The sequence below is a fragment of the Mucilaginibacter gynuensis genome (assembly GCF_039541195.1).
Lineage (GTDB): Bacteria > Bacteroidota > Bacteroidia > Sphingobacteriales > Sphingobacteriaceae > Mucilaginibacter > Mucilaginibacter gynuensis.
The window spans coordinates 262,820-275,749 of the sequence record NZ_BAABFT010000001.1; the positions used below are offsets into that span (position 1 = coordinate 262,820).

The 12,930-nt window shown below is 44.2% G+C and carries 11 protein-coding genes and 2 pseudogenes; 7 read left to right on the forward strand and 6 right to left on the reverse strand.

The features are described from left to right. The first annotated feature begins 2 nt into the window (after window positions 1-2). The 3 genes and pseudogenes from ABD894_RS00995 to ABD894_RS28115 all read left to right on the forward strand — a co-directional run. Window positions 3-1,697, forward strand: coding sequence for a RagB/SusD family nutrient uptake outer membrane protein (locus ABD894_RS00995; protein ID WP_345209109.1), 1,695 nt, complete (start codon window positions 3-5; stop codon window positions 1,695-1,697). A 113-nt stretch (window positions 1,698-1,810) separates the two neighbouring features. Continuing rightward, window positions 1,811-3,940 (forward strand): GH92 family glycosyl hydrolase, encoded by a 2,130-nt coding sequence (locus ABD894_RS01000; protein ID WP_345209110.1) that lies wholly within the window; start codon window positions 1,811-1,813, stop codon window positions 3,938-3,940. Window positions 3,941-4,152: 212 nt separating this feature from the next. Then, window positions 4,153-4,401, forward strand: a pseudogene (locus tag ABD894_RS28115) (hypothetical protein); the annotation flags it as partial. A 129-nt stretch (window positions 4,402-4,530) separates the two neighbouring features. Here the strand turns inward: ABD894_RS28115 and ABD894_RS01005 are convergent. The 6 genes and pseudogenes from ABD894_RS01005 to ABD894_RS01025 all read right to left on the reverse strand — a co-directional run. Next, a complete protein-coding gene (locus ABD894_RS01005) occupies window positions 4,531-5,037 on the reverse strand; it encodes a nuclear transport factor 2 family protein (protein WP_345209111.1) in 507 nt (168 codons plus the stop codon). 97 nt (window positions 5,038-5,134) lie between these two features. Further along, window positions 5,135-6,121, reverse strand: coding sequence for an aldo/keto reductase (locus tag ABD894_RS01010; RefSeq protein WP_345209112.1), 987 nt, complete (start codon window positions 6,119-6,121; stop codon window positions 5,135-5,137). A 20-nt stretch (window positions 6,122-6,141) separates the two neighbouring features. Continuing rightward, window positions 6,142-6,993: an aldo/keto reductase gene (locus ABD894_RS01015; protein ID WP_345209113.1), complete on the reverse strand. Its 852-nt coding sequence runs from the start codon at window positions 6,991-6,993 to the stop codon at window positions 6,142-6,144. A gap of 91 nt (window positions 6,994-7,084) precedes the next feature. Beyond that, window positions 7,085-7,279, reverse strand: a complete 195-nt coding sequence (locus ABD894_RS28120) for a carboxylesterase family protein (protein ID WP_425562918.1) — start codon at window positions 7,277-7,279, stop codon at window positions 7,085-7,087. An 82-nt stretch (window positions 7,280-7,361) separates the two neighbouring features. After that, window positions 7,362-7,658, reverse strand: coding sequence for a hypothetical protein (locus ABD894_RS01020; protein ID WP_345209114.1), 297 nt, complete (start codon window positions 7,656-7,658; stop codon window positions 7,362-7,364). 28 nt (window positions 7,659-7,686) lie between these two features. Then, window positions 7,687-8,241: pseudogene (locus tag ABD894_RS01025) on the reverse strand (carboxylesterase family protein); the annotation flags it as partial. A gap of 414 nt (window positions 8,242-8,655) precedes the next feature. On the opposite strand from ABD894_RS01025, the gene ABD894_RS01030 reads away from it, so the two are divergent. The 4 genes from ABD894_RS01030 (at window position 8,656) to ABD894_RS01045 (ending at window position 12,917) form a co-directional block, all read left to right on the forward strand. After that, window positions 8,656-9,552, forward strand: coding sequence for a helix-turn-helix domain-containing protein (locus ABD894_RS01030; RefSeq protein WP_345209115.1), 897 nt, complete (start codon window positions 8,656-8,658; stop codon window positions 9,550-9,552). Window positions 9,553-9,622: 70 nt separating this feature from the next. Next, window positions 9,623-10,096, forward strand: coding sequence for a (2Fe-2S)-binding protein (locus tag ABD894_RS01035; protein WP_345209116.1), 474 nt, complete (start codon window positions 9,623-9,625; stop codon window positions 10,094-10,096). Further along, on the forward strand, window positions 10,093-10,734 hold the full coding sequence (locus ABD894_RS01040; RefSeq protein WP_345209117.1) for a hypothetical protein: 642 nt from the start codon (window positions 10,093-10,095) through the stop codon (window positions 10,732-10,734). The genes ABD894_RS01035 and ABD894_RS01040 overlap by 4 nt, the downstream gene beginning before the upstream one ends. 107 nt (window positions 10,735-10,841) lie before the next feature. Further along, window positions 10,842-12,917, forward strand: coding sequence for a xanthine dehydrogenase family protein molybdopterin-binding subunit (locus tag ABD894_RS01045; protein ID WP_345209118.1), 2,076 nt, complete (start codon window positions 10,842-10,844; stop codon window positions 12,915-12,917). Window positions 12,918-12,930 lie beyond the last annotated feature (13 nt).

Sequence of the window (12,930 nt, forward strand, 5' to 3'; positions counted from 1 at the left end):
TTATGCGTTTAAGATATTTAAATAAAACAACCATCATCATATTAGTTACGGCCGCATTGTTTGGCTGTAAAAAATTAGACGTGAGCAGGAAAGATGTGTACACCGATGATAACTTTTGGCAGGTAAATGCCAATGCTTTTAATGCCCTGTCTACCTGTTACAGCCAGCAGATCAGCGGTGGCTATGGAGGCTCAAGCAGCGCGTCGCAGGCGTATTTTTATAATGAAGCACTTTCAGATAACGCGTTTTGCCCGCTGGATGTGAACGTGGGTACGCCTACACAAATATCAAGCGGCAGCGATGCCAACTTTAACCCCGGCATTAACCGTGTTAAGTATGAGTGGGCAAGCTATTACACCAATATCAGGTCGTGTAACTTGTTTTTAGAGAATGTAGACAAGAACACCACTCTTGGTACCGCGTTAATAACCCGCATGAAAGCCGAGGCCCGTTACCTGCGTGCCCACGCGTATTTCAGGCTGACCAACTTTTTTGGAGACGTGCCTTTGATTACCAAAGTGCAAACACCTGAAGAAGCAAAAGTAACCCCCAAAACGCCAAAAGCTGAGGTGGTAACTTTTATACTAACTGAACTGGACGCTGCCGCTGCCGATCTGCCAAAAAAGGAAGACTTTGCTGCCGCGGATAAAGGTCGTATCACCAAAGGCGCTGCCAAGGCCATGAAGGCAAGGGTATTATTATACAATGCCCGCTGGGCAGAGTGCTCGGCAGTTTGCGAGGATTTAATGAACAACCAATCCGTCAACGGTAATTATTCGTTACAGGCCTCTTTTCCTGATATATTTTCGGCAACCAATAAATATAATTCTGAGATCATATCAGATCTTGGTTACCAGCCGAAAGATCGCAGGTGGACCGACTGGGCCGATTTTGGACCGTTTTATACCGGGCCAAATGCTACCGCCGCTACAAACAACAACCTGGTGCCAACGCAGGACCTGGTAGAGAGCTTTCTTACTTTAGATGGTAAGAACATATTTGAAGCCGGTTCAGGGTATGATGTTGATAATGCCCCGTATGCCAACCGCGACCCGCGTTTGGGTTATACCGTAGTATATGATAAATATGTTTGGGTAAACAACCTGGGCAACTCGCAAATTATTTATATTAAACCGGGCACAGCGCCCGATGCTTCTAATAAAAAGAATGAAGCAGGCCCTACAGCTACCACTTCGGGTTATTACTGGCGCAAATATTTTGACCCTACTGCCGATAACGGCACCTTCAACTACGGCGAAAACATCATTATACAAAGATGGGCCGAAGTATTATTGATGGAGGCTGAAGCGAAAGCCATGCAGGGCCAAATGGACGCGACCGTTTGGGATAATACCATTAAAAAATTACGTGAGCGTGCAGGGTTCACCAAAAGTGTTGCCTTAAATTATCCGGGTAATACCACCATGACTATGATTGACCAGGTGAGAAACGAAAGAAGGAGCGAGCTGGCATTCGAATCGTTACGTTACGACGATATTAAACGTTGGAAAATTGCCGAAACCGTGCTGAACCATCCGCCGGGCAACGAGGTACGTGGCGCTAAGTTCGCGGCCGGTAATACCGCGTTTTTGAAACTGGTAGTGCGCACTTTTAATCCTGCCAAGCATTACTTGTGGCCTATACCAACAGAGAGTTTACAAACCGACCCAAATCTTACCCAAAACCCCGGCTGGTAATAAAGGATAACCGTTAAAAGTTACTTATTATTATCCGCTCGTGATGAAGATAAAGTGAGCTGTTTAGCTCACTTTATCTTACTTTATCAAATCATCTTCTGAAATTACCTACTATGAAAAAAGGCGCAATATTTACCGTTTTGTTTTTATTGGCATTAACTGTGCATGCACAAAAGCCGTTGGTGGATTATGTAAATCCGCTATTGGGCACGGCTACATTATGGGATGCCAAGGATGCCGGGTTTACACCTACACGCCGGGTTTGGGGAGCCGAAGTTTTTCCGGGTTCGTCAGTACCGAACGCTATGGTGCAGTTGAGCCCGGTAACTAAATTTCACAGCGGCTCGGGCTACCAGTATGAAGATACCGTTATCTATGGGTTTATCCATACCAGCAAAGGGCACTGGAACTTATGTAATGTGCCCTTAATGCCTGCCAATGGCGCGTTCACTGCCGATGATTATAAATCGGCCTATAGCCACAAAAATGAATCGGCCCATCCCGGTTATTACCAGGTTTACCTTGAACGTTATCATATTAATGCCGAGTTGACCTCTACACTACGTTGTGCCTTTCATAAGTATACATTTAAACAAAACAAGGGTAAAAAGCTTATCGCTGATCTGGCAATGGCTAACGAGCGTGTAAGGGCATGGGATATTAAACAGGAGGGGGCAAACGTATTTACAGGTTTTCAGCAAGGCGGCGAGAAGATCTATTTTTATGCCGTTGCCAACCATCAGATAAAAAGTATCGATTCGATTAAGCAGGAGACGAAGGTTGTACCGGTGCTTAGTTTTGTTGATGCTGATAAGCCACTCGAACTTCAAATTGGCTTCTCCTACGTAAGTGTAAAAAATGCGAAAGCAAATCTCGAAAAAGAGATGTTGGGTAAAAATTTTGCCCAGGTGCGTAAAGAAGCGAGTGCGGCATGGACTGATCTGCTCAGCAAAATCACCGTGAGCGGCGGTACCGAAAGGCAAAAAGGTATATTTTACTCCTGCCTGTACCGCTCGTTTTTATGGCCCGCCTTGCGTAGCGACGCCAACGGCGATTTTACCGACATGAGCGGCAAGGTGGTTAACAAAGGCTTTAATTATTATACCGAGCCATCTTTATGGGATGATTACCGCAATAAGTTAGTCCTTTTAGGTTTGCTTTCACCAAAGGTGACCAATGACGTTATCAAATCGCTGATTGATAAGGGCGAGAAAAAGGGTTTTATGCCTACCTATTTCCATGGCGATCACGCGTCGGCTTTTATTGCCGGGTCGTATTTAAGGGGCTTGAAAGATTATGACGTAAAAAGCGCCTATAATTTATTGCTGAGAAATGCCACCGTAGAGGGCGGAACCAGGCCCTTCATCACCGAATTTAATACCAAAGGCTACATCGCCGAACTTGATGTGCCCAATCCGGTTACCAATACCGTAACTAAAGCCGCGGTGACCAAAACTTTAGAATATGCTTATGATGATTACGCGGTAGCCCTTTTGGCCAAAGCGCTGAACGATACGGCCAATTATACAATGCTGATGAGCAAAACCGGCAATTATAAAAACGTGTTCGACCCATCAACAGGTTTTATGCGTGGCCGTTTGGCAAATGGTGATTGGGTAAAGAACTTTAAACCCGATTATCCTTATTTTGAATACATGTACCGGGAGGCGAACGCCTGGCAATCATCGTTCTTCGCTCCGCATGATCCTAATGGTTTAATAGGCCTTTATCCCAATAAAGCTGCCTTTGAGCAAAAGCTCGATTCATTGTTCTCGGTACCATGGAAAGGTTACGAGGCCGAAAATATATCAGGCTTTATTGGCCAGTACTGCCATGGTAACCAACCCGATCATAGCTTTCCGTTCATGTATTATTTTGTGAATAAACAGCAGAAATCGCAGGTGGTGCTGGATAGCATCATGAACCATTTTTACGATATGGGTAAAGAAAAGCTGGCCTATGCCGGTATGGATGACGCGGGTGAAATGTCGTCGTGGTATGTTTTTAATGCTATGGGTTTCTATCCTTTCTCACCCGCCGACCCCAAATACATTGTTTCGGTACCCCTTTTTAACCGGATAGATATTAAGCTGCCGTCAACAAATACCACTTTTTCTATAACTAAAAAAGGCGCAGGGAATAAGATCAGCAGCATTAAAAGCGGCAGCAAAACCGTAAATGATTACTTTGTTGCCGACGAAGATTTGAAAAATGGAAAACAGTTAATTATAGAAACCCAATAATTTTTTCGATATAAAGTTGGTCGTGCTACCTTCAAAAATAAAATCTCTTGTAATGTAATGCACAGCGTCAAGCCCATGCAAAATCAAATTATTGTAAGTGCAATTGTTTTAAACCACGAATGCCCCAAGCGCATTTTGAGAATGACGAAAATTAAAAAAGCCCTTAAATATCATATTTAAGGGTCTTTTTGATTTAGAACACCCTCGACAGGCCGGATTATAAGGCCATAGAAGCCATTATAAAGCAACATAAGCGCAGTGTCAGATACCTGATCATATTAGATCACGACCGTTTTAGCCGGAATTTGCCGGAGGCGCTGATGAAGATCGATCAGTTGGAAAGCAAGTTTGGTTTAAAAGTAGTAGCAACTAATGAGTCGTTGAATATTGATCCGTCAGATCCATCCGTTTTTATGCAACGCGCATTTAAGTACCTTGTAGCTAATCAAGAGTTATTTTAAATAATACGTAGGACGCGTATGGGTATTCGTCAAGCTCAAGGGTCGGGGCAATTTGTCAATCATGCTCCTTATGGTTACGAGAATGCGAAAGAAAGTGGTTACGACGGTTCATATTGTGTTAGATAAATGTTAATGTTGTTGTGATGGCTTTGCAGGTGCGCCGGCCATTTTAACCGGTCTGATTAATGTGGAAAAAGTAAGTGAGCCCATTTTCCATTTACCATCTTCTTTAAGATAAACCTCTGTTACCATAAAAGCATGAACCACTTCGTTGCCGCCAACTACAGCCAGCAGGTCGATATCATTTAAAAGTATGGCCGTATTACCAAAAATATTTACCGATGCGCCATATACTTCCGCTTTCTTATACCAGATAAAACCACCTTTGATCGTGTTAAGCTCCTGATCTTTGCCCCAGCTTCCACCCATATGAACAAAAACGCATTTTTCGGTAAACAGATCTTTGAGCTCATCTACCTTTTTATCTGTCATCCATGCCCACTTCGTTTTAGAGAGGTAGAGTAATTCCTGTTCTTCCTTTGTCGGAGTTTTGGGCACGCTCGGCAGATTGGCCTGTGCCTGGCATAATTTTATGCCTGAGGTTAGCAAGATCAAAGCAAAGAATAATTTTTTCATGTGTCTCATTTTTTAGTTTGTCAATTGGAGTTAATTACCGCTTTTCGGTTTTATTTTATAAAGATAGGTGGAGCCGTTAGCTTCACCCATCTCTTGATTACTTACGTCCCAGTAGTTTTTGTGCATCGGCGGAGTAACGATGACCTTGAACCTCGATATCATCCAATGCACCTTTTATAATATTCAGGTCAGCATCAGTAAGCGCTATATCTGCACCACCAAGATTTTCTTCCAAACGATGAAGCTTAGTCGTGCCAGGAATAGGGACTATCCATGGTTGCTGTGCCAGCAACCATGCCAAGGCGATTTGAGCTGGAGTTACATTTTTATCATTGGCAATTTGCGTGATCTTATGGACCAAGACTTGATTCGCCTTACGGTTTTCTTCTGAAAAACGAGGTACGGTATTGCGAAAATCCGTTTTATCAAAGTTTGTATTTCCGTTGATTGCCCCTGTTAAAAAACCCTTACCCAGTGGACTGAACGGAACGAAACCAATGCCAAGTTCTTCAAGCAAGGGCAGGATTTCTTCTTCAGGTTCCCTCCACCATAATGAATATTCACTTTGCAAAGCAGTAACTGGCTGTACGGCGTGTGCCTGGCGGATTGATTCAACACCAGCCTCAGAAAGGCCGAAGTGCTTTACTTTACCCTCGGTGATCAAATCTTTTACTGTTCCGGCCACATCTTCCATAGGTATGTTGGGGTCGACACGATGCTGGTATAGCAAATCGATGCGATCTGTCCGCAAGCGCTTTAAAGCAAACTCCGTTACTTCCCGGATACGCTCCGGCCGGCTGTCAGTACCCAAACCCGGCTTGCCTTCTTTAAAACCAAATTTAGTTGCAATGACCAGTTTGTCGCGGTATGGTGCTAAAGCTTCTCCTAATAATTCTTCATTCTCAAATGGCCCGTAAGCTTCCGCCGTATCAAAAAAGGTTACACCGCGTTCTACCGCAGCATGTAATAATTTGACAGCTTCTTTATGATCTGTAGCGGGACCGTAGCCGAAACTTAAACCCATACATCCAAAGCCAAGGGCTGAAACTTCTAAACCGCTGTTTCCTAATTTTCTTGTTTTCATTTTGGTAGATTGTTTAATATTTAATCTTTCAGTTCACGCTCGCCCAACCATTTTACCATTTTGGGATCACGATGATTAAAGAACAGACTGGCGTTAGTATCAAGCGTTTTGATCTTTTCCATTTCATCTGCGGTTAATTTAAAATCAAGGCTGTTGAGATTTTCGGCCATACGTTCTTTTTTAACCGATTTCGGAATAGCAACAACGCCTCTTTGGGTAAGCCAACGAAGGATCACCTGGGCAATTGATTTATCGTATTTTTTACCGATGTCCTTCAAAAGCTCATTCTTGAAAATATCATTCTTGCCTTCCGCAAAAGGTCCCCAGCTCTCTATTTGTACATGGTTGTCGATCATGAACTGCTGGGTATCGATCTGCTGGTGAAACGGGTGCGTTTCAACCTGGTTAATAGCCGGTACGATTTCGTTATGGATGATCAGGTCGATCAGTCTGTCGGGTTGAAAGTTACTTACACCGATTGCTCTTACTTTGCCTTCTTTATACAACTCTTCCATGGCGCGCCATTCGCCGTAAACATCACCGTAAGGCTGATGGATCAGATAAAGATCGAGATAATCGAGCTGAAGCTTTTTAAGCGATTTTTCGAATGACTTTTTAGCTTCCTGGTAACCGTTGGATTTTATAAACAATTTGGTCGTTATAAAAAGTTCTTCTCGTGCCACACCGCTTACTTTAATCGCATTGCCAACAGCCTGTTCATTCACATACGACTCGGCGGTATCGATTAAACGATAGCCGGTTTCTATAGCATCAATAACACTTCTTTCACATTCCGCCAGATCTGTTACCTGGAAAACGCCGAATCCCAGGATTGGCATTTCGACGCCATTATTCAATTTTACTGTTTGCATAATTTTTTCTTTTCTAAATCAATACAAAGGTCATACCCCATATCTAAAAAAATAGGATATAAATTACGGGGATGTCTACCATTATCACTGATTAATGCAGGTTGCCCGAGGTAACAGCTTTTTCGATCAGATCCAATTTTGCTTTTTTAGGATCGGGTTTACCCACAGCTGTTCCTTCTGATTGAAATTCAATCAACTCATTCCGGTTGGGGTCATAAACAGGCCATTTTGGACTGTTTCCGCCATTGGGGTTCCCTATTTTTGCAAAATTTGTCCAGTAGGGTATTCATGGTTTTGGCAACCTCTTTGTCTTTCGGCGCTATAGTCGCGCCATTCCTGCTAACCAAGTTATCAAATCCGTAAGCGATCTATGAAGCATGCGCTGCGCCATAACGCATCCACTGCTCAGCACTGTTAGATCTGATCATTAGCGGCATTTTGGGTGCCCGGCCTGCCTTGTAAGCACTTTCGGTAGTCTCCGTAACCAGCTTGCCGTCAAGTATAGGGCCGGAATAGATTGATGCTCCACCCTGACCATCAGTTTCCTGCGCGCCATCAACGATCTCTGATACGCTTAACGAGCGCAATTTTTCTAATGCGGCTGCATCCGTTCCCTGGATGTGATGCTTTTTTGCAAAGTTGATACCTATTGCTTCTGCAGGCACAGGATAATAAGTATCAGAGTTTTCCTTATTAATGGGCCGGCCTGTTAATACCCCGTCTCGGCCACCCCCCGGATTCTACAATTGCTTTTTGAAACAGGCCTCTTGCCGCAGGGATAGTTAAGAGCGACTGAACTGATACTCCTCCGGCGGATTCACCGAATATCGTAACATTTTTAGGGTCGCCTCCGAATGCATCAATGTTTTGTTTGATCCATTTAAGTGCTGCGATTTGATCCATATAAGCATAATTGCCTTTGGATTCCTCCGGATGCTCTTTACTCAAAGCAGGGAATGCGAAGAAGCCAAGCCGCCCCAAGCGGTAATTGATAGTTACCAGCAATACACATTTATCGGTAAAGGATGCGCCATTAAAATCGCCTTGATTTCCGCTGCCTGCAACAAAGCCACCGCCATGTATTCAGACCATTACCGCAAGCTTTGCGCCGGCTTTCGCACTTGACGGTTTCCAGACATTCAGGAAAAGACGATCTTCAGAAGAGGTTTTTGAGATCTCCGTGTCGTCACGCGGCCAGCCCATTTGGGCGCAATCCGCTCCATATGTAGTGGCTTTGCGTTCGCCTTGCCAGGCTGGAAATGGTTGCGGGGCACGCCAGCGTAAAGGGTCGGCAGGGGCAGCCGCAAAAGAATGACTTTAAAACTGGAAACTTTTCCTTCTGTTATACCTTTTAACGTACCTGAAGCAATCTAAACCAAAGGCCCGGATGTTGGACTTGTATTATTTTGCGCCCGGGCAGAAAAGGCAATCAGGAAAGTAAACCCTAATAAAATTCTATTCATGGTGATCGGTTTTATAACGTGAAAGTGTTTGATGGGTTTCAAACACCGGTTCGAGAGACTAAACCTATACAAAATTGTAACCTTTTATAGGTGTTGATATGATACATATTACGGATGTTTCTACCATTATCACTGATTTTGAGTGATTGAACATCATCGCGTTAATAATTACTGTAAATTCGGATATAAAGAAATAGCTATGGAAATGATGCGCCGCTTTGATTCAATTTACGATTACAACGTGTTTAATAATAATGAAACGAAACACCCATTGGTTACTGTAGTCGATCTATCCAAGGCTGACCCAAGAAGTTTATCCAAAATGTATTTTGGCTTTTACATCGTTTTTCTAAAAGAGGTAAAATGCGGAGACCTGGTATACGGCCGTGATACCTATGATTACCAGGAGGGTACTTTAGTATTCCTTGCGCCGGGACAAGTAGCGGGATCTAACGATAATGAAGATGTTTATCAACCTAAGGGCCACGCGCTCGCATTTCACGCCAACCTTGTACATGGAACATTACTGGGCAAACGTATTCATGAATATACCTTTTTCGGTTATCAGTCCAACGAGGCTCTTCATCTCTCTGAACGGGAACGAAGCCTAGTTTTGGATTGTTTTTCAAAAATAGATTATGAACTGGAGCGTGGCGTTGATAAGCATAGCAAAAGGCTGATCGTTTCCAATATTGAATTGTTCCTGGATTACAGCGTACGGTTTTACGAGCGCCAGTTCCTGACCCGCGAAAATGTACACCAAGGTTTATTGGAACGTTTTGAAAACCTGTTAAACGAATATTTTGAATCAGATAAACCGGAAATCATAGGTCTTCCCCAAGTCACCTGGTGCGCAGAACAGTTAAATCTATCTCCAAACTATTTCGGTGACTTGATAAAGAAAGAAACTGGCCACACAGCCCAGGATTATATACAGGCCAAATTGATTGATGTAGCCAAAGAAAAGATCTTTGATGGGAATAAAACGATCAATCAGATCGCCGGCGAATTAGGATTTAAGTATCCGCAACATTTCGCAAGGGTTTTTAAAAAACGGGTTGGCCAAAGCCCCGTGGAATACAGATCAATGAATTGATAGCTATCAAACAATTGATTAGTTATCTGCTTATTAAAGGAGCCGCTAATTTATATCAACATATAAATCTATGATCAATATTAATGTAAACGGAAAAGCCCATCAAATAGATGCCGACCCCAATATGCCGCTGCTTTGGGTGATCAGGGATATTATCGGGCTTACAGGAACGAAGTTTGGCTGTGGAGTAGCACAATGCGGAGCTTGTACTGTGCATTTGAATGGCGATGCCGTTCGATCCTGTGTAACTAAGGTAAGCCGCGCCGAAGGCCAGAAAGTGGTAACCATCGAAGGGCTCTCGCAGCATAATGATCATCCGGCGCAACTGGCCTGGAACAAGGAGAATGTACCGCAGTGTGGTTATTGTCATTCCGGCCAGATCATGTCGGCGGCTGTATTACTACGTGAAAACCCACACCCGAACGACACAGAGATTGATTCGGCCATGGCGGGAAATATCTGCCGTTGCGGCACTTACCAGCGCATTCGTAAGGCGATTCATTTAGCTGCTGAATTGCAGAGAAAGGAAAGTACAAGCAAATGAAAGAACAGGTAAATAGTAACCGGAATTATAAAAGTTCTCTAAGAGCATTTACTGTGATCGGCGTGATCTCGATCATGATCGGTATTATGGCGTTTACGATGACCAATTCCAGTGAATCGAAGAAATTGGCTGTGCCAATTATCAAGAAAGACAGCATTGCATCGGTTAAGGCTTTTAAACAAGTTTATACGGTATTAATGAGCTCACGTTGTATGAATTGCCACCCATCCGGGGATATTCCATTACAGGGCGACGATAGCCACTTGCATACCATGTCACCGCGAAGGGGTATCGATGGCAAGGGTGTTTATGCGATGAAATGCTCCAACTGTCATCAGCCCACCAATACTCCCGGGCTGCATACTCCGCCGGGCAACCCTAACTGGCATTTACCACCGGCTGATATGAAAATGATTTTTCAGGGAAGAACTCCCCGTCAGTTAGCACAGCAGTTGGTTGATCCTAAACGTAACGGGCATAAGGATATGAAAAAGCTGATCGCACATGCGGATGATGGCCTGGTGTTATCGGGCTGGAATCCGGGTGAAGGCCGCACGTTACCACCGATGAGCCATGCGGCGTTCAAAAAAGCGTGGTTGACCTGGTTAAACACTGGCGCTTATGCGCCGAAGAAGTAATCCTAAACGCTATCAATATGTCAGTACAGGAGAAACAAAATTTATCAAGAAGAGGCTTTCTTAAAATAGCTGGTATCAGTGGTACCGCCCTTTGTTTGGGATTATATATGTCTGCAGAGGCTGAGGCAAAAGTGGTTAATCCAGCACAAGTACCCGCAGAGGGAGATATCGAGTTGGCCGTCTGGATCATCATTAATACAGATGGTAAGGTGACGCTGATTTGCCACCGCGCTGAAATGGGACAAGGAGTGTATCATTCAATAGCCCAGATCATTGCGGAGGAACTGGAGGTGGATCTTTACGGAGTAGATATTCAATTGACGCAAGGCGATGAAAAAAAATATGGCAGCCAGCTGACCGGTGGTAGTTCCACCATTAGAGGTAGTTATAAAAACTTATTAAAACTCAGTGCGACCGCCCGGGAAGTCTTGATCATGGCAGCTACTGCACGTTGGACTGTACCTGTTACGGAGTGTTATGCTGAATTAGGCCATGTAATCCACAAACCATCCGGCAAGAAATTCCATTATGGTGAGCTGGTAGCCGAAGCAGCTAAACTAACCGCCCCAAAAGATGTTAAACTTAAAGCCCGCGCCGACTATAAACTCATCGGCAAGCCATCGCAGCGCCGGGATTCACCTTTGAAAACTAATGGCGAGGCTATTTTCGGCATTGATAAAAGAATTCCTGGCTTGCAATTCGCTGCCGTAGAGCGCAATCCCCGGTTACGTGGCAAAGTTAAAAGCTTTGATGCTTCAGCTGCTTTAAAAGTACCGGGTGTAACACGCGTTTTTAAAGTCGTGATGGGTATATGGGATACTGATCGCGAAGGCGTGGCCGTAGTGGCTAACTCTACCTGGGCGGCTATGCAGGGGAAAAAGGCCTTGAAAGTAGACTGGGATGACAACGGTTTTGAGCACGTTAGTTCACCGGAGATATTTAAACATCAGCGTGAATTATTGCAAACCAGCGAAGGATTGTCAGTGAAAACACAAGGTGATCCTAACGGCATCATTAGTTCGGCAAAAGATAAACTGGATGTATTTTATGAAACTCCTTACCAGTCACATAGCTGTATGGAGCCTGTCAACTGTATTGCGCATTGGCAAGGTGATAAGGTAGAGATATGGGGGCCGGTGCAAGCGCCAAACTGGATACAGGATTATATCAGCAAAAAAATGGGGTTAGCCCGAGAAAAAGTAATTGTTAACATGACCTTTTTGGGCGGCGGGTTTGGACGTAAAGCGATGCCGGATTATCCGCATGAAGCCTGTGTGATCTCTAAAGAGATGGGGGCTCCGGTGCAAGTAGTATGGTCACGGGAAGATGATGCTACGCAAGGGCCGTACCGTCCGGGTATTTCCTATCGCGGTGAAGGTGTAGTTGAAAACGGCACGATCAGCGCAATCAAATTTCGCATGGCCGGCCAAAATAATGATCATTGGCGCAGTGGCGATAGTGGCCGGCCAAACCGCAGCACAACCGAAGGCTTTTTAGCATCTTATTTCGCAAGTATCAAAAATATCAGTTTTGCAGATGTGCCTTTCAAAACACCTGTACCAACCAGCTTCTGGCGTTCGGTATATGCCTCCACCAATGGCTTCGCTTACGAAAGCTTTATGGATGAGCTGGCTCATAAAGCCATGAAAGATCCGCTGGATTTTAGGCGGGAATACCTGAAGGATGAGCGGAGCCAAAAGCTGATTGATAAAATGGAAGAAGTATCCGGCTGGAAAAGCAAAACAAAGAACCAGGGGTATGGCGTAGCGATCACGGAATGTTTTAGCAGCACTGTGGGCCATATCGTTAAAGTATCTAAGAAAAACGCAGGCGGCATACATATCGACAAAGTTTGGGTAGTAGTGGATTGCGGCTGGTATGTAAATCCTGATATTATTAAAGCCCAAGTGGAAGGAAGTGTAGTAATGGCGCTGGGAGCGGCAACTATTCACGAGATTACATTTAAAGATGGCAGGGTAGAACAAAGTAACTTCTATGATTATAAAATGCCGCGTATCAATGATATCCCACCAACAGAGGTTTATATCATGGAAAATGATGCCAATGCCGGTGGAATGGGGGAGCCTGGTTTGCCCGCGTTTGCGCCTGCGTTAACAAATGCCATTTTTGACCTGACAGGCAAACGTATTAGGAAACTACCATTTAGTTTGAATATGGTTTAAATAACTCGAATTG

Excerpts from the sequence above, each read along its gene's own strand:
- ABD894_RS01015 (WP_345209113.1), bottom strand. The coding sequence starts at position 6,993 with ATGCAAACAGTAAAATTGAATAATGGCGTCGAAATGCCAATCCTGGGA.
- ABD894_RS01035 (WP_345209116.1), top strand. The coding sequence starts at position 9,623 with ATGATCAATATTAATGTAAACGGAAAAGCCCATCAAATAGATGCCGAC.
- ABD894_RS01030 (WP_345209115.1), top strand. The coding sequence starts at position 8,656 with ATGGAAATGATGCGCCGCTTTGATTCAATTTACGATTACAACGTGTTT.
- ABD894_RS01045 (WP_345209118.1), top strand. The coding sequence starts at position 10,842 with ATGTCTGCAGAGGCTGAGGCAAAAGTGGTTAATCCAGCACAAGTACCC.
- ABD894_RS01010 (WP_345209112.1), bottom strand. The coding sequence starts at position 6,121 with ATGAAAACAAGAAAATTAGGAAACAGCGGTTTAGAAGTTTCAGCCCTT.
- ABD894_RS01040 (WP_345209117.1), top strand. The coding sequence starts at position 10,093 with ATGAAAGAACAGGTAAATAGTAACCGGAATTATAAAAGTTCTCTAAGA.
- ABD894_RS01005 (WP_345209111.1), bottom strand. The coding sequence starts at position 5,037 with ATGAAAAAATTATTCTTTGCTTTGATCTTGCTAACCTCAGGCATAAAA.
- ABD894_RS01000 (WP_345209110.1), top strand. The coding sequence starts at position 1,811 with ATGAAAAAAGGCGCAATATTTACCGTTTTGTTTTTATTGGCATTAACT.
- ABD894_RS00995 (WP_345209109.1), top strand. The coding sequence starts at position 3 with ATGCGTTTAAGATATTTAAATAAAACAACCATCATCATATTAGTTACG.